Below are 23,295 nucleotides of genomic sequence, written 5' to 3'. Positions count from 1 at the left end.
GCTCTTCGGTCGTCACAACCCGAATGCTGGACACCCTTCCTGCGTGTCCGGAGCAGAACCAGCAAAGCCAGCCGACTTCGGAACTACTCGTCTAGACCTGCTGCTCCTCGAAGGGCAGCACGTCCGGGGAGAGCACCGAGACCCGGGCCGTGGCCGAGGTCAGCCGACGGCGGTGGTGGCGGCGGCAGAGCACCTCGTAGCCGACCTCGTCCTCGCTGACCGAGATGTCGCCGATCACCACCTGGGCGCCCTCGACCACCATCACCCCGCCCACCGTACGGGCGTTGTGGGTGGCCCGGGCACCGCACCAGCACAGCGCCTCGACCTGGAGCACCTCCACCCGGTCGGCCAGCTCGATCAGGCGCTGGGAGCCGGGGAACAGCTTGGTGCGGAAGTCCGTGGTGATGCCGAACGTGTAGACGTCGATGCCGAGTTCGTCCACCACCCGGGCCAGCTGGTCGACCTGCTCGGCGGCGAAGAACTGGGCCTCGTCGCAGATCAGGTAGTCCACCCGGCCGCCCGCCGAGAGCTTGTGCACCACGTGGTGGTGGAAGTCGAAGTCGTCGGTCACCTCGACCGCGCCCGCGCGCAGGCCCAGCCGGCTGGAGAGGGTCGCCGCCCCGGCCCGGTCGTTGCGGGTCAGGATGATCCCCTGCCGGCCGCGCGCCGCGTGGTTGTGGTCCATCTGGAGCGCGAGCGTCGACTTGCCGCAGTCCATCGTGCCCGAGAAGAACACCAGTTCAGCCATGGGTGGAGCGAAGGCCTTTCAGAGGAGGAAGGTTCAGGCACGGATTTCGAGCAGCGGCACGAACTGCTCGACCGGGGTCATCGACCCGTGCAGGCCGATCATCGAGGACTCCCCCGGCTCGTTGCGGGAGGCGATCACCGCGATGTCGTCCCGGGCGGCGGCGACCACGTCGCCGATCCGGTGGTACACCCGCTCGTCCACCACCGGGCCGAACCAGCCCGCCGCTATCGCCTCGTCCCGGGTCGCCACCCACATCCGGTCGCCGAGCACCTCGCTCCACACCGTGTGCACATCGGCGGCCGCCCCCGGCACCGCGTACACGTGCCGGGCCCGGCCCTCCCCGCCGAGCAGCGCGACCCCCGCGCCCAGCTCCCAGTCCTCGTCGAAGTCGACCCGGTCCTCCGGCGCGATGTCGATCATGCCGTGGTCGGCCGTCACGTACATCGCCGACCGCGGCGGCAGCTGCTCGGCGAGCCGCCGCGCCAGCCGGTCCACCGAGTCCAGCGTCATCCGCCACTCGTCGGAATCCACCCCGAAGCGGTGACCCGCGCCGTCCAGCTCGCTGACGTACGTGTACACGAGCGCCCGGTCGTGCTCGGCCAGCCAGCGCGCCGCCCGGTCCATCCGCTCCTCACCGGTCGTCCGGCCGAGGAAGGAACCGCCCGACAGCGCCACCCTGGTCAGCGGGGTCTGCGCGAACAGCGGCGAGGACACCTGCGCGGTCGCCACCCCCGCCGCGTGCGTCCGCTCGAAGACCGTCGGGTACGGCTGCCAGACCCCCGGATCGGTGTGCGGCTGCCAGCGCAGCTGGTTCATCAGGTAGCCCGCGCCCGGCACGGCCACCGTGTACCCGGCCAGCCCGTGCAGACCCGGCGGCGTCCCGGTGCCCACCGAGGCCAGCGAGGTCGCCGTGGTCGACGGGAAGCCCGCCGTCAGCGGCCGGCCGGTGCCGCCCAGCGAACTGCCGGCCAGCGAGGACAGGAACGGCGCGTACTCCGGATGCCGCAGCAGCAGCTCCCAGCCGAGCCCGTCGACCAGGAACACCACCACCCGGTCGGCCGGCGCGATCGGCAGCGCCGCGGTGAACCCGGGCACACCGAGTCCCGCCGCCACCGAGGGCAGCAGGTCGCTCAGCGAACCACCGCCGTACGGCGGCGCCGGAGCGGTCGCGGGATCGAGGATCTCGAAGGAGTCATGGCCGTCGGCCGGTGCGAAGGACATCGTGCGGAGTCTGGCTTCCCTGCTCTGGCGTTACTGCTCTGGCGGTGCTGGATCCGGCGCCGCCGCTCTGGCGGTGCGGGGTCCGGCGGTGCTGCTCTGGATCTTCCCGGCGGCCCGGGCCGGCTCAGACCCGCGGACCGTTGACGATCGTCGCCTCGGACAGCGCCCGCGCGAACACCAGCGCCTGGGCCACCGTCTCCGGCCCGTCGCCAGCCTCGCTGACCCGCAGTGACAGGTCGTCAGCCGTCGCCGAGCCGGTGTAGCCGTGGTCCGCGTCGCAGTTCGGGTCCGAGCAGCCGGCCGGCTCCAGGTCCAGCCGCTGCACCGCGCCCCACCCGATGGTCAGCACCACCTCGCGCGGCAGCGTGCCCGGGGTGTACGTCTCCGGGTTCGCCACCATCCGGCTCACCACCACCGAGCCGATCCGGTCCAGCCGCACACTCTCCGTGGACGTCGTCGCGTACGGCACCGGGCTGCCCGCGTCGCCCGACTGCTCGTCGGTGTGGCTCACCACGAAGCGGGTCGGGGTCAGCACCAGCACCGTCACGTGCCGGCGCACCTCGTTCGCGTCGAAGGTGGTCTCCTGGTGCACCAGGTAGGAGCTGATCGGCTCAGGGCCCACCGCGGACTCGACCGCCTCGGAGACCAGAGCGGGGTAGTAGCCGCTGCGCTCGATCGCCGAGCGCAGGTCCTGAGTGGTGGTACCGGTCTTCGCCATAACTCCATCCTGGCATGGTCCGCCGACGAAGCGGGCGGTGTGGGCGCTCCGCTCCGGACGACAGCGCCCCCGAGCAGGGCGCAACCTAGGAAGGTTACAGCGTGCTCATGGCGCGCGGGCCCAGATCGCTGCGCACCGGGAGCGGCGCCAACCGCACCCGCGCCCCCAGGATCGTCAGCCCGTGCGGGGCCACGACCACCGGTTCGAGGTCCACCGACGCCACCTCCGGGACCTCGTCCACCAGCCGCGACACCCGCAGCAGCACCTCCTCCAGCGCGTCGGTGTCCACCGCCTCGGCACCCCGCCAGCCGAACAGCAGCGGCGACGCCCGGACCTCGCGGATCAGCGACGCCACGTCCTGGTCGGTGGCCGGCACCAGCCGGTGCGCCACGTCGCCGAGCAGCTCGGCGGGCGCACCCGCCAGCCCGAAGGAGAGGATCGCCCCCGCCGCCGGGTCGAGCGTGGCGCCGATCACGGTGTCCACCCCGCGCGGCGCGAGCCGCTGCACCACCAGCGCCGCCTGGGCCGCGCCGCCGAGCAGCGCGTCCAGCTCCCGGTGGGCCCGGCGCAGGCCCGGCTCGCCGGTCAGGTCGAGACGGACGCTGCCCAGGTCCGGGCGGTGGCGCAGGTGCGGGGCGGTCGCCTTGAGCGCCACCGGGTAGCCGAGCGCGGCGGCCGCCCGGACGGCCGACCCCTCGTCCGGCGCGGGCAGCGCCGGGGAGACGTCGATGCCGTAGTGCGCCAGCAGCGCGGCCGCGTCGGCGTCCGCCAGGGTGATCCGCGCCCCGCCCGGCTGGGTCCGGGCGGCGACCGCGGTACGGGTGCTGAGCGCCGCCTCCACCCGGGCGCGGGCCGCGGCCTCGTCGATCCCCTCCAGCTCGGGGACGCGGGCGGTCTCCTCGGCGGCGACGGACCGGCGGCGCCAGTCGGCGTAGTGGGCGGCGTGCGCCAGGGCGCGGACGGCCCGCTCGGGCGCCGGGTAGGCGGGGATTCCGCCCGGCCGCAGCCGGGCCGGCAGATCGGTCAGCGCCAGGTGGGCCAGCACCAGCGGCTTGCCCAACTGCCGGGCTCGGTCACCGGCTTCGAGCAGCGCGGCGGCGATCTCGGGATCGTCGGAGCCCACCTCCGGATCGTCCGGCGCGGTCAGCCGGCCCCCCATGAAGGCGTGTGCCGAGGTGCCGATCGGCGGGATGGCCACGGCGATCACCGCGTCCACCCCGGGATCCCCCAGGGCCACGTCCAGGGCGATCCGGAAGTTCTCGCCGGTCGCGCCGGTGGTCAGGTCCACCGGGGTGCGCGGGCGCAGCCCGGCGCTGAGGCAGGCGTCGTGGGTGAGCAGGCCGAGCGAGTCGGAGTTGCCGACCACCGCGACCCGGTCGCCGGGCGGCAGCGGCTGCAGGGCGAGCAGCTCACCGGTGTCGTACAGCTCGGTGATGGTGTCCACCCGGGTCACCCCCGCCTGCTGGAACAGCGCGTCCACGGTCGCGTCGCGCAGTCCGCTCGCGGTGGCCGGCACCGCGTGGCCGGGCGGCAGGCTGCCGGTGTGCCGGGCGCCCTTGACCACCACGACCGGCTTGACGGCGGCCAGCCGGCGGGCGATCCGGGTGAACTTGCGCGGGTTGCCGAAGGACTCCAGGTACAGCAGCACCACCTCGGTGGCCGGGTCCTCCGCCCAGTACTGCAGGAAGTCGTTGCCGGAGACGTCGGAGCGGTTGCCGACCGAGGCGAAGGAGGAGACGCCCAGGCCCCGGCGGTGCGCGGCCTCCAGCAGGGCCACCCCGATCGCGCCGGACTGGCAGAAGATCCCGAACCCGCCGCGCTCCGGCAGCACCGGGGCCAGGCTGGCGTTCAACGGGTGCTCGGGATCGGTGTTGATCAGGCCGAACGCGTTCGGGCCGAGCACCCGCATCCCGGCGGCCCGCGCCTGCCGGACCAGCGCCCGCTGGCGGTCGCGGCCCTCCGGACCGGTCTCCGCGTACCCGGCGGTGACCACCACCAGGCCCTGCACCCCGTGCGCTCCGCAGTCCGCGACGGCCGCGGGGACGGCGCCGGCCGGGACCGCGATCACCGCGAGGTCCACCGGGCCGGGGATGTCCAGCAGCGAACGCCACACCGGGACCCCGTCCAGCTCGGTCCCGGGCGGGGCGTTGCGGTTCACCGCGTACACCGGGCCCTCGGCGCCGGCCAGCACGTCGCGCAGGATCGCCCGGCCTACCGTCTGCGGGTTGCGCGACACCCCGAGCACCGCCACCGAACGGGGGGTGAGCAGGCGCTGCACCGAACGGGCCTCCGCCCGGTGCTCGCGGGCCCGCATCACCGCGAGCGAGGCGGCGGTCGGCTCCAGGTCGAACTCCAGGTGCACCACGCCGTCGGCGAAGCTGCGGCGCTGGGTGTAGCCGGCGTCGGTGAAGACCTTCACCATCTTGCGGTTCTCCGGCAGCACCTCGGCCTGGAAGCGCCGGATGCCCCGCTCCTGCGCCACCGCCGCGATGTGCTCCAGCAGGGCCGAGGCCACCCCGCGGCCCTGGTGGGCGTCCTGCACCAGGAAGGCCACCTCGGCGTCGGTACCGGTGTCGGAGGGGCGGCCCTCGGCGTCGATCCGGTCGTAACGGACGGTCGCGATGAAGTGGTCGCGGACCACCACGGCCAGGCCCACCCGGTTCACGAAGTCGTGGTGGGTGAAGCGGCGGACGTCCTTGTCGGACAGCCGCGGGTAGGGGGCGAAGAAGCGGAAGTACTTGGACTGGTCGGAGACCTGCTCGTAGAACTCCACCAGCCGCTGGGCGTCCTCCGGGGTGATCGGCCGGATCCGGGCCGTGCCGCCGTCGCGCAGCAGGATGTCGGCCTCCCAGTGCTGCGGGTAGTCCGGCTGCTGCGGCGCGCCGCCCCGCTCCGGGGCCTGCTTCGGGTCCTGTCGCGGCGGTACCGAGGAGTCGTCCACGTGCGTCAGGTTAACCGGCGGCGGGCCGAATGGCGCCGGGCGCGCACCCACGGCAGGGTGGGGCTCAGCGCGCGAACAGGGCCACTGGCCGGGGGTTATGCCTCTGAAAGAAACAATCACAAGTCCCGAACGGGGCTGCTCGGACGGGTCCCCCGCGTGCAACACTGGTCTAGACAACATGGCCGCCACCCCGAGCACGGCCGTGACCAGCATTACCGGAAAGGCACGTCTCATGGCTGAGCGCCGCGTCACCATCGGTTGGCCCGAGGGCCTGCACGCCCGTCCCGCCTCCGTCTTCGTCCGTGCCGTGACGGCCACCGGTGTCCCGATCACCATCGCCAAGCCGGGCGGCACCCCGGTCAACGCCGCCTCCATGCTCGGTCTGCTCGGCCTCGGCGCCCAGGGCGGCGACGAGATCGTCCTCGCCTCCGACGCCGAGGGCGCCGACGAAGCCCTCGACCGCCTCGCCAAGCTGGTCGCCGAAGGCCTCGACGAGCTCCCCGCCGCCGCCTGACCCCACCACGCCACGACGAGGGCCCGCACCCCTTCCGGGATGCGGGCCCTCGCGCGTTCCGCGCCGGTCGCGCCCGGGCTCAGCCCTTGACGCAGACGACCTGCTTCAGATGTGCGACCACCTCGACCAGGTCGCGCTGCTGCTCGATGACCTTCTCGATCGACTTGTACGCACCCGGGATCTCGTCGACCACGCCGCTGTCCTTACGGCACTCCACGCCCTTGGTCTGCTCGGCCAGGTCGTGCGTGGTGAAGCGCTTCTTGGCGGCGTTGCGGCTCATCTTGCGGCCGGCGCCGTGCGAGGCGGAGTTGTACGCGGCCGCGTTGCCGAGGCCCCGCACGATGTACGAGCCGGTGCCCATCGAGCCCGGGATGATGCCGTAGTCGCCGGAACCCGCCTTGATCGCGCCCTTGCGGGTCACCAGCAGGTCCACGCCGTCGTACCGCTCCTCCGACACGTAGTTGTGGTGGCAGCTGATCACCTCGTCGAAGGCGACCTTCGCCCGCGGGAACTCCCGCCGGAGCACGTCCTGGAAGAGCGCCATCATGACCGCCCGATTGTTCTTGGCGTACTCCTGCGCCCAGAAGAGGTCCTGCCGGTAGGCCGCCATCTGCGGGGTGTCCGCGATGAACACCGCGAGGTCGCGGTCGATCAGGCCCTGGTTGTGCGGCAGGGACTGCGCGACGCCCATGTGGTGCTCCGCGAGCTCCTTGCCGATGTTGCGCGAACCGGAGTGCAGCATCAGCCAGACCGCACCGGTGCTATCAACACATACTTCGATGAAGTGATTTCCGCCGCCGAGCGTCGCCATCTGCTGCGCCGCCCGCTCGCGGCGCCACTTCACGTCCTCGGCGATGCCGTCGAAGCGCTGCCAGAAGTCGTCCCAGCCGGCGGTGGAGAAGCCGTGGAGCTTGCCCGGGTCGACCGGGTCGCTGTGCAGGCCGCGGCCGACCGGGATGGCCTGCTCGATCTTGGAGCGCAGGCGGGACAGGTCGTCGGGCAGGTCCTTGGCGGTGAGCGAGGTCTTCACCGCGCTCATCCCGCAGCCGATGTCCACACCGACCGCGGCCGGGCAGACCGCGCCCTTCATGGCGATCACGGAACCGACGGTCGCGCCCTTGCCCAGGTGGACGTCCGGCATCACGGCGAGGCCGTGCAGCCAGGGCAGCGAGCTGATGTTGCGCAGCTGCTGCATGGCCTGGCCCTCGACGGTGGCCGGGTCGGTCCACATCCGGATCGGGACGCGGATGCCGGGTACCTCGGTGTACGACATGGTGAACGACCTCCAGGGGTCGACTGGTTCAAGCGTAGGTGGATGCCGCGCGAGGGAACCCGGTGCGGCTCGGGTGGAAGTCCTGGGGTGGACCGCGCTCAGGCGGTCCTGGCACACCCGGGGGCGTAGGACCTCGGGGAGCCTGGTATCCGTCGCTCGACCCGCATGGTGATCGCCCCCCTTCGTCATTTCGTACGTGTGTGTGCCGGGACATCTACCCATGTCCGGACCCGGCCCCGCAAGGCAATAAAACGCGCGGGGCCCGGCGGAGCGGAAGCTCCACCGGGCCCCGGGCCGCGGCCGGTCAGGTGGTGACGACGGTGACCTCGCCGATGCCCAGCTTGCGCACCGGGTCGGCGATCTCGGCGGCGTCGCCGACCAGCACGGTGACCAGGCGCTCCGGCGGGAAGGCCGCGACGACGGCCTCGGTGGCGGCGGCGGTGGGCAGCTCGGCGAGCTGCCGGTAGACCTCGGCCTGGTAGTCGTCCGGCAGGTGCTGCTCGACCTGGTCGGCGAGGGTGCCGGCGACCGAGCCGGCGGTCTCGTACTTGAGCGGGGCGACGCCGACCAGGAACTGCACGGCCTCGTCGCGCTCGGCGTCGGTCAGGCCCTCGGCGGCCAGGGTGCGCAGGATGGTCCAGGTGTCGGCGAGCGCCGGGGCCGTGGAGGCGGTGTCCACCGAGCCGCTGATGGCGAGCAGGGCGCGGCCGGAGCCGTCGGCGGCCGAGCGCAGCGGCTGGGCGAAGGCCCGGACGCCGTACGTGTAGCCCTTCTCCTCGCGCAGGACGCGGTCGAGGCGGGAGGTGAGGGTGCCGCCGAGGCAGTAGGTGCCGAGGATCTGGGCGGCCCAGGCGGGGTCGTGGCGGTCCGGGCCGATGCGGCCGATGAGCAGCTGGGTCTGCACGGAGCCGGGCCGGTCGACGATGATCACGCGGCCGGTGTCGTCGGCGGTGACGGCGGCGTGGCGGCTGGGGGTGGCGGTCCCGGCGGTCCAGGTGCCGAGGGTGGACTCCAGCAGGGCGGGCAGGTCGGTGCCGGTGAGGTCGCCGACCACGACGACGGTGGTGGTGGCCGGGCGGACGTGGGCGTCGTAGAAGGCCTGGACGGCGGGGCGGTCGATGGTCTTGACCGTCTCGGTGGTGCCGGCGCGGGGGCGGGAGAGGCGGTCTCCGGCCTCGAAGAGCTCGGCGTAGAGGGCCTTGGCGGCGCGGCGGGCCGGGTTGGCCTGCTCGTGGACGATCTCGTCGAGGCGGTTGGCGACCAGCCGCTCGATCTCGTCCTGGGGCAGGGCGGGGGCGCGCAGGGCGTCGCCGAGCAGGGTGAGTCCGCGCTGCAGGCGGGAGGCGGGGACCTCCAGCGAGACGCGGACGCAGGGGTGGTCGGCGTGGGCGTCGAGGGTGGCGCCGGCGCGCTCCAGCTCGGCGGCGAACTCCTCGGCGGTGAGGGTGTCGGTGCCCTCGCTGAGCGCGCGGGCGAGGATGCTCGCGACGCCGTCGAGGCCCTCGGGCTCGGCGGCGAGCGGGACGTCGAGCAGGACGTCGACGGCGACCAGCTGCTGGCCGGGGCGGTGGCAGTGCAGCACGGTGATCCCGTTGCCGAGGGCGGTGCGCTCGGGGGCGGGGAAGGCCCAGGGGCTGGGGGTGCCGGGCTGCGGCTGGGGGTGGAAGGTCATGGCGGGGGCGTGGTCGTTGCTCATTCGGCGGCCTCCTCGGCGTCGGCGTTCTCGTCGGCGGCGTCGTCGTCCGCGGCGGTGGGCTCGTAGACCAGGGCGGCCCGGTTCCGGGGGTGCAGGCGTGCCTCGGCGACGGCCTGGACCTCCTCGGCGGTGACGTCGAGCACCTTGCCGAGTGCCTCGTTGAGCAGCCCGGGGTCGCCGAACAGGACGGCGTAGCGGCAGAGTTCGTCGGCGCGGCCGGCCACGGTGGTGAGCCGGTCGAGCCACTCGCGCTCGATCTGGGCCTGGGCGCGCTCCAGTTCGGCGGGGGTGGGGCCCTCGGCGGCGAAGCGGGCGAGCTCCTCGTCGACGGCGGCCTCGATCTGCTCGATGGTGGCGTCGCCGGAGGTCTTGACGTCGAGCCAGCCGAGGCTGGGGGCGCCGGCGAGGCGCAGCAGGCCGAAGCCGGCGGCGACGGCGGTGCGGTCACGGCGGACGAGGCGGTTGTAGAGCCGGCTGGACTCGCCGCTGCCGAGGATGGTGAGGGCGAGGTCGGCGGCGTCGGCCTCGCGGGTGCCGTCGTGCGGGAGGCGGTAGGCGGCCATCAGGGCGCGCGAGGGGACGTCCTCGTGGATGAGTTCGCGGATCTCGCGGCCGATGGTGTCGGGGAGGGTGCCGTCGCGCGGGGGCTGCTTGCCGTCGTGGCCGGGGATGCTGCCGAAGTACTTCTCGACCCAGGCGATGGTCTGCTCGGGGTCGATGTCGCCGACGACGGAGAGGACGGCGTTGTTCGGCGCGTAGTAGGTGCGGAAGAACGCGCGGGCGTCCTCCAGCGTGGCGGCGTCGAGGTCGGCCATGGAGCCGATCGGGGTGTGGTGGTACGGGTGGCCGTCGGGGAACGAGAGCGCGGTGAGCTTCTCGAAGGCGGTGCCGTACGGGACGTTGTCGTAGCGCTGGCGGCGCTCGTTCTTGACGACGTCGCGCTGGTTCTCCATGGAGGCGTCGTCGAGGGCGACGAGCAGGGAGCCCATGCGGTCGGCCTCCAGCCAGAGGGCGAGCTCCAGCTGGTGGGCGGGCATGGTCTCGAAGTAGTTGGTGCGCTCGAAGCTGGTGGTGCCGTTGAGGGAGCCGCCGGCGCCCTGGACGAGCTCGAAGTGGCCGTTGTTGGAGACGTTGGCCGAGCCCTGGAACATCAGGTGTTCGAAGAGGTGGGCGAGTCCGGTGCGGCCCTTGACCTCGTGGCGGGAGCCCACGTCGTACCAGAGGCAGACGGCGGCGACCGGCGTGAGGTGGTCCTCGGAGAGGACGACGCGCAGGCCGTTGGCCAGGCGGTGCTCGGTGATGGCGATGCCTCGGGTGGAGGCAGGGGCCGGGTGGGCCATGCGCTCGGGTCCTTCCCGTCGTCGAGATCGGGGCTTCGTGTGGCGTCCCCCATTGTGGTGCAACGCGCGGGGGGCGTGGATGTGTCCGCGCGGACCGGGCGTTCGCCAGGGGCGGAAGAGGCCCGCTGGCGGGGTGTGTCGGCGGGAGGGGTCACAATGGGGGCGCTGAGCCCTGATGGACGACGAAGCAGACGACGCAGACGACACGCAAGGGAGCCCCGCCGCGATGGCCCGCCGCAGTTCGCAGACCCCGCCGCCCGGAGAATTCGAGGAGCGGATCCTCGACGTCGACGTCGTGGACGAGATGCAGGGCTCCTTCCTGGAGTACGCCTACTCGGTGATCTACTCGCGTGCGCTGCCCGACGCGCGGGACGGTCTGAAGCCGGTGCACCGGCGCATCCTGTACCAGGCCAACGAGATGGGCCTGCGTCCGGAGCGCGGGCACGTGAAGTGCGCCCGCCTGGTGGGCGAGGTGATGGGGCGGCTGCACCCGCACGGTGACGCGTCGATCTACGACTCGGTCGTCCGGATGGCGCAGCCGTTCTCGATGCGGCTGCCGCTGATCGACGGGCACGGGAACTTCGGTTCGCTGGGCAACGACGACCCGCCGGCGGCGATGCGCTACACCGAGTCGCGGCTGACCGCGGCGTCGATGGCGATGGTGGAGTCGATCCACGAGGACACCGTCGACTTCGGTCCGAACTACGACGGCAGCGAGCAGGAGCCGCTGGCGCTGCCGGCCGCGTTCCCGAACCTGCTGGTGAACGGCGCGACGGGGATCGCGGTCGGCATGGCGACCAACATGCCGCCGCACAACCTGGCGGAGGTGGTGGCGGCCGCCCGGCACCTGATCAAGCACCCGAACGCGGACCTCGACACCCTGATGCGGTTCGTGCCGGGTCCGGACCTGCCGACCGGCGGGCGGATCGTGGGTCTGTCGGGGATCCGGGACGCGTACGAGTCGGGTCGCGGGACCTTCAAGATCCGGGCGACGGTGTCGGTGGAGGCGGTGACGGCCCGGCGCAAGGGCATCGTGGTCACCGAGCTGCCGTACAACGTCGGTCCGGAGAAGGTGATCTCCAAGATCAAGGACCTGGTCAACGCGAAGAAGCTGCAGGGCATCGCGGACGTCAAGGACCTGACCGACCGTGAGCACGGCCTGCGGCTGGTGATCGAGGTCAAGAACGGCTTCGTGCCGGAGGCGCTGCTGGAGCAGCTCTACAAGCTGACGCCGATGGAGGAGACCTTCGGCATCAACAACGTGGCGCTGGTGGACGGGCAGCCGCTGACGCTGGGCCTGAAGGAGCTGCTGGAGGTCTACGTCGACCACCGCTTCACGGTGGTGCGCCGGCGCAGCGACTTCCGCCGCCGCAAGCGCCAGGAGCGGCTGCACCTGGTCGAGGGTCTGCTGATCGCGCTGGTCGACATCGACGAGGTCATCGCGATCATCCGCTCCAGCGACGACGCGGCGCAGGCCAAGGAGCGGCTGATGGAGCGCTTCGGCCTGTCGGAGACGCAGACCGGGTACATCCTGGACACCCCGCTGCGGCGGCTGACCCGTTTCGACCGGGTGGAGCTGGAGGGCGAGCAGGCGAAGCTGATCTCGGAGATCGCGGACCTGACGGAGATCCTGGAGTCGGACAACAAGCTGCGCAGCGTGGTGTCGGGCGAGCTGGGCGCGGTGGCGAAGCAGTTCGGCACCGAGCGGCGCACGGTGCTGCTGGAGGCGGGCGCGGTGCCGTCGGCGGCGCTGGCGGTGCCGCTGGAGGTCGCGGACGACCCGTGCCGGGTGCTGCTGTCGTCGACGGGTCTGCTGGCGCGGACGGCGGACGGCGAGCCGTTCGAGCTGTCGGAGAAGCGCGCGAAGCACGATCTGGTGGTGTCGGCGGTGCCGGCGACGGCGCGGGCGGACGTGGGGGTGGTGACCTCGGCGGGCCGGGTGCTGCGGCTGCCGGTGATCGATCTGCCGGCGCTGCCGCCGACGCCTTCGCCGAACCTGGCGGGCGGCGCGGCGGTGGGCGAGTTCCTGCGGCTGGAGGCCGGGGAGCGGGCGCTGGCGCTGACCACCCTGGACGAGTCCTCGCCGGGTCTGGCGCTGGGCACGCTGCAGGGTGTGGTGAAGCGGGTGGTGCCGGAGTGGCCGGCGAACAAGGACGAGTTCGAGGTGATCGCCCTCAAGGAGGGTGACGAGCTGGTGGGCGCGGTCGAGCTGCGCACCGGCGAGGAGGACCTGGTCTTCATCACCTCGGACGCCCAGCTGCTGCGGTACCCGGCGGGTCAGGTGCGTCCGCAGGGCCGTCCGGCGGGTGGCATGGCGGGGATCAAGCTGGCGGACGGGGCCCGGGTGCTGTCGTTCACGGCGGTGGACCCGGCGGCGGACGCGGTGGTGGTCTCGGTGGCGGCGGCCGAGGGCACGCTGACGGGTGAGGCGCAGTCCTCGTGGAAGGTCACCCCGTTCGAGCTGTACCCGCGCAAGGGCCGGGCCACCGGTGGGGTGCGCTGCCAGCGGTTCCTGCGCGGTGAGGACGGTCTGGCGTTCGCGTGGGCGGGTGCGGCGCCGGCCCGGGCGGCGACGGACAAGGGCGCGCCGGTGGACCTGCCGGAGCGCGACCCGCGCCGGGACGGTTCGGGTACGCCGGTGACGACGCCGATCGCGGTGGTCGCGGGCCCGGCGTAACGGTTCGCGTCGGCGAGGGGGGCACCGGGTGCGGTGTCCCCCTCGCCGTGTCGTGGCCCGGTGCGCGTGCCGTGGGCGGGCGCGTCCGGGGGTCGTCGCCGTGTCGCGGCCGGGGTCGTCGCCGCGTCATGGCGGGGGGCCAAGGGTAGCCTTGCCTGCGTGAGCACCTGTACGACGTTGTCGCGCGAACTCGCCGAGCCGCTGGCCGCGACCGCGGCCACCGCCACCACCTGGCTACTGGTGGAGCAGAACGGTCCGTGGGGCGCGAAGGCGCTGGCCGAGAGCCATCTGGACGCGGCCGTCGGGCGGGCGCTGGAGGCGGCGGCCGAGGGCACCGGGGTGCGGGTGGCGCTGATCCGCCGGCCGGGCCGGCACGCGGACTGCCTGCCGGAGCCGCGGCACGAGGTGATCGTCGCGCACACGGTGCCAGGCCGGGGCTGGGTGCGCCGGACGTCGGTGGCGGATCCGGCGGAACTGCTCGGGCTGGACTTCGCGGCGCTGGGTACGGGCGCGCACGGCGGGCTGGGCACCGAGCACGTGGGCGGGCCGGTGGCCCTGGTGTGCACCAACGGGCGGCGGGACCGCTGCTGCGCGCTGCTGGGCCGTCCGCTGGCGGCGCAACTGGTGTCGGCCGGCCACAGCGAGGTCTGGGAGGTGACCCATCTGGGTGGTCACCGGTTCTCCCCCACCATGCTGGTGCTGCCGTACGGCTACGCGTACGGGCGGCTGACGCCGGAGAGCGCCAAGGAGGTGCTGGCGGCGACGGCCTCGGGGCACCTGGTGCCGGAGTTCTCGCGGGGCTGCTCGGGCTGGGACCGTCCGGGGCAGGCGGCCGAGCACGCGGTGCGTCTGGCCACCGGCGAGACCCGGGTGGACGTGCTGACGGTGGCGCAGCGGCCGGCCGGTGAGGGGCGCTGGCTGATCGGCGTGCGGCACGAGGACGGCCGGGGGTGGGAGGTCGAGGTGGTCGAGGGGGCGAGCGCGCCGGCGCGCCCGGAGAGCTGCGGGAAGGCGGCGGGGCTGCCGTCGCGGATGGACGTGGCGGCGGTCCGGGAGGTGTGACGGGCGCCGGGCGGGGACGGTGTCCGGGGCGCCGGGGGCGGTGACGGCCCCGCGTCCGTGGGGGTGGCGCGGGGCCGTCATCGAGGGGGTGACCGGGTGTCGGCCGCCTGGGCCGGTCGCTCAGGCCGCGCCGGTGCCGGTCAGCGAGCGGACCTCCAGCTCGGCGTAGCGGTCCGCGTCGGCCGGTTCCGCCGAGGTGACCGTGCCGAGCCAGCCGGCCAGGAAGCCGAGCGGGATGGAGACCAGCCCGGGGTTCTCCAGCGGGAACCAGTGGAAGTCCACCCCCGGGAACAGGGCGGCCGGGCTGCCGGAGACCACCGGCGAGAACACCACCAGCAGCACCGCCGGGATCAGCCCGCCGTACACCGACCAGACCGCGCCGCGGACGGTGAACCGCTTCCAGAACAGGCTGAACAGCAGGACCGGCAGGTTCGCCGAGGCGGCCACGGCGAAGGCCAGGCCGACCAGGAAGGCCACGTTCAGCTGCTGGGCGAAGAGGCTGAGGGCGATCGCCACCGCCCCGATCGCCACCGCGGCGAGCCGCGCCACGCCGACCTCGTCCCGCTCGGTGGCCGGGCCCGCCGTGGCGCGCGGCTGCGGGACGGCGGCGCGGCGCCGCCGGGGACGCCCGCGCCAGGCGCCCGCCCAGATGTCGTGGGCGAAGGCGGCGGAGGAGGCCAGCGTCAGCCCGGCGACCACGGCCAGGATGGTGGCGAAGGCGATCGCCGAGATCAGCGCGAACAGCACCACGCCCCCGGTGCTCCCGTTGCCCCCGCCGAGGACCAGCGCCAGCAGCGGCACGGCGGTGTTGCCCGCCGGGTTGGCCGCCCGGACGTCGGCCGAGCCGACCAGTGCGGTGGCGCCCAGGCCCAGTGCGATGGCCATCAGGTAGAACCCGCCGACCAGCCCGATCGCCCACATCGTCGAGCGGCGGGCGGCCCGCGCGGTGGGCACGGTGTAGAAGCGGGAGAGGATGTGCGGCAGCCCCGCGGTGCCCAGTACCAGGGCCAGGCCCAGGCTGACGAAGTCCAGCCGGCTGGTGAGGCTCCCGCCGTACTTGAGCCCCGGCTCCAGGTAGCGCCGCCCGGCGCCGCTGTGGTCGGCGGCCTGGCGCATCAGCTCCGGCACGTCCCCGTGGAAGCGGGCCAGCAGCAGCGCGGTGAGCAGCACCGAGCCGGCGAGCAGCAGGAACGCCTTGACGATCTGGATCCAGGTGGTGGCCCGCATCCCGCCGACGGTGACGTAGACGATCATCAGTGCGCCGACCCCGACGATGGTCCAGGTCCGCGCCTGCCCGCTGTGGGTGCCCAGCAGCAGGGCGACCAGGCTGCCCGCGCCGACCATCTGGGCGACCAGGTAGAGCAGGGTGACCACCACGCTGGCGCCGCCCGCCGCCGCACGGACCCTGCGCCGGCGCAGCCGCAGCGCCAGCACGTCGGCGAGGGTGTACCGGCCGGCGTTGCGCACCAGCTCGGCGACCAGCATCAGCACCACCAGCCAGGCCACCAGGAAGCCCACGCTGTAGAGCACGCCGTCGTAGCCGTACAGGGCGATCAGCCCGGCGACGCCGAGGAAGGAGGCGGCGGAGAGGTAGTCCCCGGAGAGCGCGAAGCCGTTCTGCAGGGGGCTGAAGTCACGGCCGCCGGCGTAGAAGTCCTCGGCGGCGTGGCCGCGGCGGCCCACCCAGAGGGTGATGCCCAGGGTGACCAGGACGACCACCGCGAAGAGCACGACGGCCAGGCCGTGGTGCTCGCCGGTGGGGGCGACGGGGGGCGGGGTGGCGGTCCTCATCGCAGCTGGTCCTGGGTGTCCCAGCGCAGCTCCAGGGCGGCGCGGTCCCGCTTGGTACGGGCGTTGCGCGCGTACAGCCAGGTGAGCAGGAAGGTGGAGCCGAACTGCAGCAGGCCCAGCACCCAGGCCACGTTGACCGGGCCGGCGATCTGGCTGCGCATCACCCCGGGCGCGGCCGCCTGGGCGGTGACGTACATCAGGTACCAGCCGAGGAAGGCGCCGCTGGTCGGGAAGACGAAGGCGCGGTAGCTGCGGCGGATCTCCTGGAAGGCCGGACTCTCGTGGACCGAGCGGTAGACCTCGGTGCTGTCGGCGACCCGGGGCCCGGCGGCGGGGGCCGGGTGCTCGCCGCCGGCCGGTCCGCCGACGAGGGGTTCCACCGGTTCCCGGCCGTGCCGCCGGTCCCGGACGGGACCGCTGATCTGCTGTTGTGGCACTGCTGCTCCTGAGCCGGGATGCACTGCTGACCGAACCATGATGGTCGTCCGCGCACGCCCCGGAGTACCTCAGCAGATACGTTCACTCAATGAGGTGACAGATCATCTCAATACCGACGATGCGACAACTACTGCGTCCCGGTGAGCCCGTGGCGGAAGGCGTAGGAGACCGCCTGGGCCCGGTCGCGGACGGCGGTCTTGGCGAAGAGGTTGTTGATGTGGGTCTTCACCGTGGCCGGGCCGACGAACAGCCGGGCCGCGATCTCGGCGTTGGAGAGCCCCTCCGCGATCAGCGCCAGCACCTCGGCCTCCCGCGCGGTCAGCCCGTCCGGCAGCTCCCCGGCGGCCCCGCCTCCCGGCGTGGACGACGATGCCGGCCCGGACGCCGCCGGTCCGGCCGACCCTCCCGGCGTGGGTCCGGCGATCGCCGGGCCCGGGCCCGACAGCCGCTCCAGCAGGCGCAGTTGCACCTGCGGCGAGAGCCCGGCCGCCCCCGAGCGGACGTCCGCGATCGCCCGCGCGATCTCCTCGGCCCCCGCGTCCTTGGTGAGGTAGCCGCGCGCCCCGGCCCGCAGCGCGGGGAACAACGAGTCGTCGTCGGCGTACGTGGTCAGCACGACCACCTCGGTGCCCGGGTACTCGGCGCGGATCCGGCGGGTGGCCTCGACCCCGTCGCAGCGCGGCATCCTCAGGTCCATCAGGACCACGTCCGGGTGGTGCAGGGCCACCAGGGCGACCGCCTCCTCGCCGTCGGCGGCCGCGCCGACCACCTCGATGCCGGGCAGCAGACCCAGCAGCATCACGATCCCCTCGCGGACCACCGTCTGGTCGTCCGCCACCAGCACCCTGGCCGTCCCGCCGCTCACGCCGGCACCCGCAGCAGCACGCGCCACCCTCCCTCGTCAGGGCCCGCCAGCAAGGTGCCGCCGAGCAGTTCGGCGCGTTCGCGCATCCCCAGCAGACCGTACCCGCTGCCGCTCGACCGCAGGTCCACGGCCGGTTCCCCGGGCAGCCCCTCCGGCTCCGGCGTCCCGGCGCCCCGCGGGGCACGGGTGTCGCGCACCTCCAGCTCCACCTCCTCGGGCCGGTACCGGAGTTCGAGGGTGCAGCGGCCGCCCCGGGCGTGCTTGCGGACGTTGGTCAGCGCTTCCTGGGCGACCCTCCGCACCGCCAGCCCCGCCTCCGCCCCGAGCGGGCGCGGCGTGCCCGTCACGGTCAGCACCGCCCGTTCCCGACCGGCCAGTTCCACCAGGAACTCGCCGACCGGGGTGAACTCCCCGCGCAGCGCGGAGAGTGCCTGCCGGGTCTCGGCCAGCCCGTCCTGCGCCATCCGCCGGGCCGCCACCACCCGCTCCCGCACCCGCTCCCGGTCGCTGCCGGAGTCCAGCATCAGCCGGGCCGCCTCCAGATGGACCAGCTGCGCGGAGAGGCTGTGCGCGAGCACGTCGTGGATCTCCCTGGCGATCCGGGCCCGCTCGGCGAGCGCCGCGCTCTCCGCCTCGGCCGCCCGCGCGGCCCGCTCCTGCGCCAGCAGCAGCCGGGCGGTCGCGCGCGCCTCGCCGTCCATCCGCAGCAGGTAGCCGAGCAGCGTCAGCCCGCTCACGGTGGCGCCGACACCCAGCCAACTCTCCCAGCTGGCCACCGTGTACGAGCCGAAGGCCGCCGCCGCGACCGGCAGCGCGGCGGCGAGCGGCAGCCTGATCAGCGCGGTGAGCCCGAGGCCGCCCCAGAGGAAGTCGGCCAGCAGGTGGGCCCGGCCCGCCTCGGCGACCCAGCCGGCGGCCAGCAGCGCGGCCGCGAACCCGACCGTCGGCCCCAACCGCTGCTCCCGGCTGACGTGCAGGAACGCCACGGCCAGCAGCACCGCCGCCACCAGCCCGGCGCCCGCCGCGGCCAGGCCCCAGCCGACGTACCCGCCCCTGCTGTAGGTGCCCCAGGTGATCGTGGCGAGCAGCGAGGCGCGGCCGATCAGTGAGAGCGCCCGGCGGGCGGGGCCGGGCGATTCGCGCTCCAGCCCCTCCCGCGAGGGCCACTTCGTCCAGGTCCGTCTCTGCCCGGGCACGGCCGGTCTCCTCCCACGGTGTTTCGGTTCCGGCTGAACGCGGCCCCGGACGGGCCGTCCGGGCCCGAGTCCGTCAGGCGGCCTTCACCACGTGGTACGGGCGCTCCAGGCCGCGCGCCCTCCAGTTGACCACGACGGCGCGGGTCGGCAGCAGCACGGCCAGGCCGAGCAGCAGCACGCTCGTGCCCTGGTGGACGTCCAGGGCCAGGCCGAGCCCGAACAGGCCGCCCCGCAGGGCGATCATCCCGGCCCAGGCGGCCGCGGTCGCGGCGGTCCCGCGGGCCCAGACCCGGCCGTCCTCGCCGTACCAGATCCGCACGGTCCAGCCCCAGACCACGCCCATGCCGAGCACGGCGACCAGCGAGGCCACCAGCAGTGCGACCGAGGCGACCAGGTGGTCGTGGTCGATCAGATCGGGGTCGCGCAGCGCGACCAGGCCGAGCACGACGGGCAGGAACCTGAGGTGCCGGTCGGACTCCACGGGCCGTGCCTTCAGCTGGCGGTGGACGATCACCACGACCACCACGAGGGCGGTGAGAACGTCGGCGAGGGTGTTCATCGGGCTGCGCTCCAGGGCGGGGAGGGGTCTGGCTGACCTCTCCGACGCTACGGATCCGCCGCCCCGCGCTGATCGGAGCGTGGGTGGAGCCGTGGGTGGATCCCGACGCGGAGGGGCTCTCCACCCGTGGGTGGAGAGCCCCTCCGGTCCGGGCCCGCCGGGCCCTTCGTCGGGCGCCGATGTCCTCGGCCGCGGATGCCCTCAGGCCCCGGTGCCGTCAGGCGTCGATGCGCGAGCGGTCCAGGGTGGCCGCCGAGTCCACGATGAACTCCTTGCGGGGGGCGACGTCGTTGCCCATCAGGAGGTCGAAGATCTTCTCGGCCTGCTCCAGGTCGCCCAGGTTGATCCGGCGCAGGGTGCGGTGGCGCGGGTCCATGGTGGTCTCGGCCAGCTGGTCGGCGTCCATCTCGCCGAGACCCTTGTAGCGCTGCACCGGGTCCTTCCAGCGCAGGTTCTTGCGCTGGAACTCCAGCAGGGTGGAGCGCAGTTCGGCGTCGGAGTAGGTGTAGTGGTACTTGTCCTGGCCGCGCTTGGGGTTGGTGAGCTCGATCCGGTGCAGCGGCGGCACGGCCGCGAAGACCCGGCCCTGCTCGACCATCGGCCGCATGTAGCGCTGGAAGAGCGTCAGCAGCAGGCAGCGGATGTGGGATCCGTCGACGTCGGCGTCGGCCATGAAGATGACGCGGCCGTAGCGGGCCTGGTCGATGTCGAAGGTGCGGCCCGAACCGGCCCCTATCACCTGGATGATGGCCGCGCACTCGGCGTTCTTGAGCATGTCGCTCACCGAGGCCTTCTGCACGTTCAGGATCTTGCCGCGGATCGGCAGCAGTGCCTGGAACTCGGAGTTGCGGGCGAGCTTGGCGGTGCCGAGCGCGGAGTCACCCTCGACGATGAAGAGCTCGCTGCGGTCCACGTCGTCGCTGCGGCAGTCGGCCAGCTTGGCCGGCAGCGAACTGGTCTCCAGCGCGGTCTTCCGGCGCTGGGCCTCCTTGTGCTGGCGGGCGGCGACGCGGGTGCGGGCGGCCGCGACCACCTTCTCCAGGACGGTGCGGGCCTGGACCTTCTCGTCCTTCTTCGCGGAGGTGAGGAAGGCCTTGAGCTCCTTGGCGACCACCGCCGCCACGATCCGGTTGGCCGCCGAGGTGCCCAGCACCTCCTTGGTCTGGCCCTCGAACTGCGGTTCCGCGAGCCGGACGGTGACCACCGCGGTCAGACCCTCGGTGGCGTCGTCCTTGGTGATGTCGTCCTCGGCCACGCGCAGCAGCTTGCTGGAGCGCAGCACCTCGTTGACGGTCTTGGCGAGCGAGCGCTCGAAGCCGGTGACGTGGGTGCCGCCCTTGGGGGTGGCGATGATGTTCACGAAGGAGCGCAGGGTGGTGTCGTAACCGGCGCCCCAGCGCAGCGCGATGTCCACGCCGAGCTGGCGGGTGACCTCGGTGGGCGTCATGTGGCCGAGCTCGTCCAGGACGGGCACGGTCTCCTTGAAGGTGCCCTCGCCGTGCAGCCGCAGCACGTCGCAGATCGGCTTGTCGGGCGCCAGGAACTCGCAGAACTCGGCGATGCCGCCGTCGTAGTGGAAGGTGCTCTCCTCGACCTGCTCGCTCTCCGTCAGCCGCTCGTCACGGACCACGATGGTCAGGCCGGGGACCAGGAAGGCGGTCTGGCGGGCGCGGGCGTGCAGGTTCTCCAGGGAGAGCCGGGCGTCCTTGAGGAAGATCTGGCGGTCGGCCCAGTAGCGGATCCGGGTGCCGGTGCGGGTCCTGGGCACCTTGCGGGCCTTGGTGAGGCCGTTGGCGGGCTCGAACGGCGCGTCCGGGCTGGTCTCGGTGAAGATGCCGGGCGTACCGCGGCGGAAGCTGATCGCGTGGGTGTGGCCGCCGCGGTCGACCTCGACGTCCAGGCGGGCGGAGAGCGCGTTGACGACGGAGGCGCCGACGCCGTGCAGACCGCCGGAGGCCGCGTACGAGCCCCCGCCGAACTTGCCGCCGGCGTGCAGCTTGGTCATCACGACCTCGACGCCGGACAGGCCGGTCTTCGGCTCGACGTCCACCGGGATGCCGCGGCCGTTGTCGCGGACCTCCACCGAGGTGTCGTCGTGCAGGATCACCTCGATGCGGTCGCAGTGACCGCCCAGCGCCTCGTCGACCGAGTTGTCGATGATCTCCCAGAGGCAGTGCATGAGGCCGCGGCTGTCGGTCGAGCCGATGTACATGCCCGGGCGCTTGCGGACCGCCTCCAGGCCCTCAAGGACGAGCAGGTGCCGAGCGGTGTAGTTGGAACCGTCGTCGCCGGCCAGCAGTGCGGACGGCACGGTCGTTTCGGCACTCACGCGGCACTCTCCTCGGTGAAGTTCTGTCTCGTCGTCGCTCGCGGTCATCCGCCGGTCACCCGGCGGTCATCGGGTCGGCCCGGTCGCCGTCCGGTCGCCCTCCGATGATGCACCCTGTCCCATCGGTCACATCCGGCGCGGCCGACAGTCCAGCACATCCCGCCGACATCCGTTCCCCTCCGTGTGCACACCCCTGCGCAGGGTGCACAGCACGGCGGACCGGTCCCGCGCAGCTTGTACGCGCTGCGCGAACAAGGACCGCGCCGGGTCCGGGTCGCCGGGGCGCCATCTCCTCCCGGTACCACCGGTCCTGGCGGACCGTGGGGCCGGGCGCAGGCTCCGGAACTGCCGTTATGCAGGCTACCGGGGCCTGAGACGGGGCTTATGCTCCAACCCAGCAGAGGATTATGCTACGCGGACCTCGACCCCGGTCCCGATCGGGCGTTCGAGCGAGCGACGGCTCCCGGGATTCGGTACGCATGAACCACCGGCCCCCGGGGCACGTCCTCATCAACACAGCAGAATCCTCAGAGAAGAAAAGCCACGAGCGGGAACGTTTTCGGCCTGGTTGGATGTTGACCCTGGTACGACAGCTCGTCGAGCTAGAGAAGAGGCGACGTGACTACTGTTCTGACACCTGCGAGCCCGCTCACCGCGGCTGACCGCTGCGACCGCTGCGGCGCCCAGGCCTACCTGCGCGTCGTACTCGCCAGCGGCGGAGAGCTGCTCTTCTGCGCCCACCACGGCCGGAAGTTCGAGCCCGAGCTCAAGAAGATCGCCGTGGAGATACAGGACGAGAGCGGCCGCCTCGGCACCACGAGCAGCACGGCCGCCGACGACGAGCGCTGATTTCGGGCGCCAAGGCAGCAGAAACAGCGTCGAGCTGTGTCCGGTCGCGCACCGCGCGCGACCGATCGGCCGGGCGACGGGCCCCCTCCTCGGGGGCCGGTCGCCCGGCTTCGCCGTTCATCCGGTGAACGGCGTTGAGTCGTCCGGCCGTTCCCGGGCCGGCGCACGCGGTCAGAACGCCGCACGAACCGCGTCGGCCACCGAGGAGAGCCGGGTGTAGACCCCGGGGTGGGCCGCCTCCGCACAGCCGGTGCCCCAGGAGACCAGGCCCACCAGCCGGCCCCCGACCACCAGCGGGCCGCCGCTGTCCCCCTGGCAGGCGTCCTTGCCGCCCTTCTCCTCGCCCGCGCAGACCATTCCCCGGGGGTCGAAGCGCCCGTCCTTGCCGCCCGGGTACGCCTGGCCGCAGGCCTGGTCTGAGATCACCCGCACGTCGACGCCACGCAGCGTGGGCGAGTAACTACCGGTGCCGTTGGTGTCGCCCCAGCCGAAGACCTGCGCACGGGTGCCCGCCGCGTACGGCTCGGTCTCACCCTGGCCGACCAGGTCGATCACCGGCCGGGCGGGCTGCGCCTCGGCGAGGGTGAGCACCGCCACGTCGTTCATGTTGGCCGCGAACGAGTAGTCGGGGTGGATCACCACCGACCGCACGGACACCTCGCGCCCCACCGCACCCCGCAGGTCGTCCCGGCCGAGGATCACCTTCAGCCCGGGCCGCTCCACCCGCTGGCCGCGGGACTCGTCGTAGAAGCAGTGCGCCGCCGTGACCACCTTGGTCGCCGTGACCAGCGCACCGCCGCAGAACTGCCCCGAGCGGGCGCTGCCGAACTGCTGCCGGCTGGAGACCGCCACCAGCCACGGGTGGTCCCCGGTGCTGGCGCCCGCCCCGCCGACGATCCGGCCCTGCGCCGAGGCCGGCGCCGAGGCCCCGAAGGACACCAGCGGAGCGGGCAGCACGGCCAGCACCGCGAGAACGGCGGCCCGGCGGAGCCCGGCCGGGCTCCGGCCGGCGGTCCGGGCCGGGGGCGGGGCGGCGGTGGATCGGGAGAGCGGCGTGTAGGGACAGGGGGTCTGGCGC

Annotated in this window: 18 protein-coding genes; 4 read left to right on the top strand and 14 right to left on the bottom strand. The window is 73.3% G+C overall.

All coding sequences use genetic code 11. From position 1 onward, the window contains the following. Window positions 1-91 precede the first annotated feature (91 nt). The 4 genes from ACWEQL_RS30280 to ACWEQL_RS30265 all read right to left on the bottom strand — a co-directional run bounded on the left by ACWEQL_RS30280 (window position 92) and on the right by ACWEQL_RS30265 (window position 5,628). Entirely contained in the window at window positions 92-748 is a 657-nt protein-coding gene (locus ACWEQL_RS30280) for a thymidine kinase (protein WP_452153530.1), read from the bottom strand. A gap of 33 nt (window positions 749-781) precedes the next feature. After that, complete coding sequence (locus tag ACWEQL_RS30275) at window positions 782-1,969, bottom strand: alkaline phosphatase family protein (RefSeq protein ID WP_452153529.1); 1,188 nt, start codon at window positions 1,967-1,969, stop codon at window positions 782-784. 124 nt (window positions 1,970-2,093) lie between these two features. Beyond that, a complete protein-coding gene (locus tag ACWEQL_RS30270) occupies window positions 2,094-2,687 on the bottom strand; it encodes a DUF5998 family protein (RefSeq protein ID WP_452153528.1) in 594 nt (197 codons plus the stop codon). Window positions 2,688-2,781: 94 nt separating this feature from the next. Beyond that, window positions 2,782-5,628 (bottom strand): bifunctional acetate--CoA ligase family protein/GNAT family N-acetyltransferase, encoded by a 2,847-nt coding sequence (locus tag ACWEQL_RS30265; protein WP_452153527.1) that lies wholly within the window; start codon window positions 5,626-5,628, stop codon window positions 2,782-2,784. A 232-nt stretch (window positions 5,629-5,860) separates the two neighbouring features. Between ACWEQL_RS30265 and ACWEQL_RS30260 the strand changes: the two genes are divergently transcribed. After that, window positions 5,861-6,142 carry an HPr family phosphocarrier protein gene (locus tag ACWEQL_RS30260; RefSeq protein WP_452153526.1) on the top strand — a complete coding sequence of 94 codons (282 nt, stop codon included), beginning with the start codon at window positions 5,861-5,863 and terminating at the stop codon, window positions 6,140-6,142. Window positions 6,143-6,221: 79 nt separating this feature from the next. Here ACWEQL_RS30260 and ACWEQL_RS30255 read toward each other — a convergent pair whose 3' ends face one another. The 3 genes from ACWEQL_RS30255 to ACWEQL_RS30245 all read right to left on the bottom strand — a co-directional run bounded on the left by ACWEQL_RS30255 (window position 6,222) and on the right by ACWEQL_RS30245 (window position 10,451). Then, entirely contained in the window at window positions 6,222-7,415 is a 1,194-nt protein-coding gene (locus tag ACWEQL_RS30255; RefSeq protein ID WP_452153525.1) for an RtcB family protein, read from the bottom strand. Window positions 7,416-7,719: 304 nt separating this feature from the next. Beyond that, window positions 7,720-9,111, bottom strand: coding sequence for a M16 family metallopeptidase (locus ACWEQL_RS30250; protein ID WP_452153524.1), 1,392 nt, complete (start codon window positions 9,109-9,111; stop codon window positions 7,720-7,722). Then, window positions 9,108-10,451, bottom strand: coding sequence for a M16 family metallopeptidase (locus ACWEQL_RS30245; protein WP_452153523.1), 1,344 nt, complete (start codon window positions 10,449-10,451; stop codon window positions 9,108-9,110). The genes ACWEQL_RS30250 and ACWEQL_RS30245 overlap by 4 nt, the downstream gene beginning before the upstream one ends. A gap of 226 nt (window positions 10,452-10,677) precedes the next feature. On the opposite strand from ACWEQL_RS30245, the gene ACWEQL_RS30240 reads away from it, so the two are divergent. Both ACWEQL_RS30240 and ACWEQL_RS30235 read left to right on the top strand, forming a co-directional pair. Continuing rightward, window positions 10,678-13,128: a DNA gyrase/topoisomerase IV subunit A gene (locus tag ACWEQL_RS30240; RefSeq protein WP_452153533.1), complete on the top strand. Its 2,451-nt coding sequence runs from the start codon at window positions 10,678-10,680 to the stop codon at window positions 13,126-13,128. Between the two features lie 159 nt (window positions 13,129-13,287). Continuing rightward, entirely contained in the window at window positions 13,288-14,190 is a 903-nt protein-coding gene (locus tag ACWEQL_RS30235) for a sucrase ferredoxin (protein WP_452153522.1), read from the top strand. A gap of 120 nt (window positions 14,191-14,310) precedes the next feature. Here the strand turns inward: ACWEQL_RS30235 and ACWEQL_RS30230 are convergent, their stop codons facing one another. The 6 genes from ACWEQL_RS30230 to ACWEQL_RS30205 all read right to left on the bottom strand — a co-directional run bounded on the left by ACWEQL_RS30230 (window position 14,311) and on the right by ACWEQL_RS30205 (window position 21,368). Then, the gene (locus ACWEQL_RS30230) at window positions 14,311-15,981 is read right to left on the bottom strand and encodes a solute symporter family protein (RefSeq protein ID WP_452153521.1); all 1,671 of its coding nucleotides are present in this window, start codon (window positions 15,979-15,981) and stop codon (window positions 14,311-14,313) included. Then, window positions 15,978-16,418: a DUF485 domain-containing protein gene (locus ACWEQL_RS30225; RefSeq protein WP_452153520.1), complete on the bottom strand. Its 441-nt coding sequence runs from the start codon at window positions 16,416-16,418 to the stop codon at window positions 15,978-15,980. Before ACWEQL_RS30225 ends, ACWEQL_RS30230 begins: the two co-directional genes overlap by 4 nt. 128 nt (window positions 16,419-16,546) lie before the next feature. Continuing rightward, window positions 16,547-17,218: a response regulator gene (locus tag ACWEQL_RS30220; RefSeq protein WP_452153532.1), complete on the bottom strand. Its 672-nt coding sequence runs from the start codon at window positions 17,216-17,218 to the stop codon at window positions 16,547-16,549. Window positions 17,219-17,280: 62 nt separating this feature from the next. Continuing rightward, a complete protein-coding gene (locus ACWEQL_RS30215; RefSeq protein ID WP_452153519.1) occupies window positions 17,281-18,480 on the bottom strand; it encodes a sensor histidine kinase in 1,200 nt (399 codons plus the stop codon). Between the two features lie 73 nt (window positions 18,481-18,553). Then, entirely contained in the window at window positions 18,554-19,039 is a 486-nt protein-coding gene (locus tag ACWEQL_RS30210) for a DUF1453 domain-containing protein (RefSeq protein ID WP_452153518.1), read from the bottom strand. A gap of 217 nt (window positions 19,040-19,256) precedes the next feature. Continuing rightward, window positions 19,257-21,368 carry a DNA gyrase/topoisomerase IV subunit B gene (locus ACWEQL_RS30205; protein ID WP_452153517.1) on the bottom strand — a complete coding sequence of 704 codons (2,112 nt, stop codon included), beginning with the start codon at window positions 21,366-21,368 and terminating at the stop codon, window positions 19,257-19,259. A 618-nt stretch (window positions 21,369-21,986) separates the two neighbouring features. Here ACWEQL_RS30205 and ACWEQL_RS30200 point away from each other — a divergent pair. Then, entirely contained in the window at window positions 21,987-22,217 is a 231-nt protein-coding gene (locus ACWEQL_RS30200; protein WP_452153516.1) for a DUF7455 domain-containing protein, read from the top strand. A 171-nt stretch (window positions 22,218-22,388) separates the two neighbouring features. Here the strand turns inward: ACWEQL_RS30200 and ACWEQL_RS30195 are convergent, their stop codons facing one another. Further along, complete coding sequence (locus ACWEQL_RS30195; RefSeq protein WP_452153531.1) at window positions 22,389-23,180, bottom strand: S1 family peptidase; 792 nt, start codon at window positions 23,178-23,180, stop codon at window positions 22,389-22,391. Window positions 23,181-23,295 lie beyond the last annotated feature (115 nt).

The sequence above is a fragment of the Kitasatospora sp. NPDC004240 genome, from assembly GCF_053603215.1.
The sequence above is the reverse complement of the archived record's forward strand: the minus strand, read 5'-3'. Positions and strand labels throughout refer to the sequence as shown.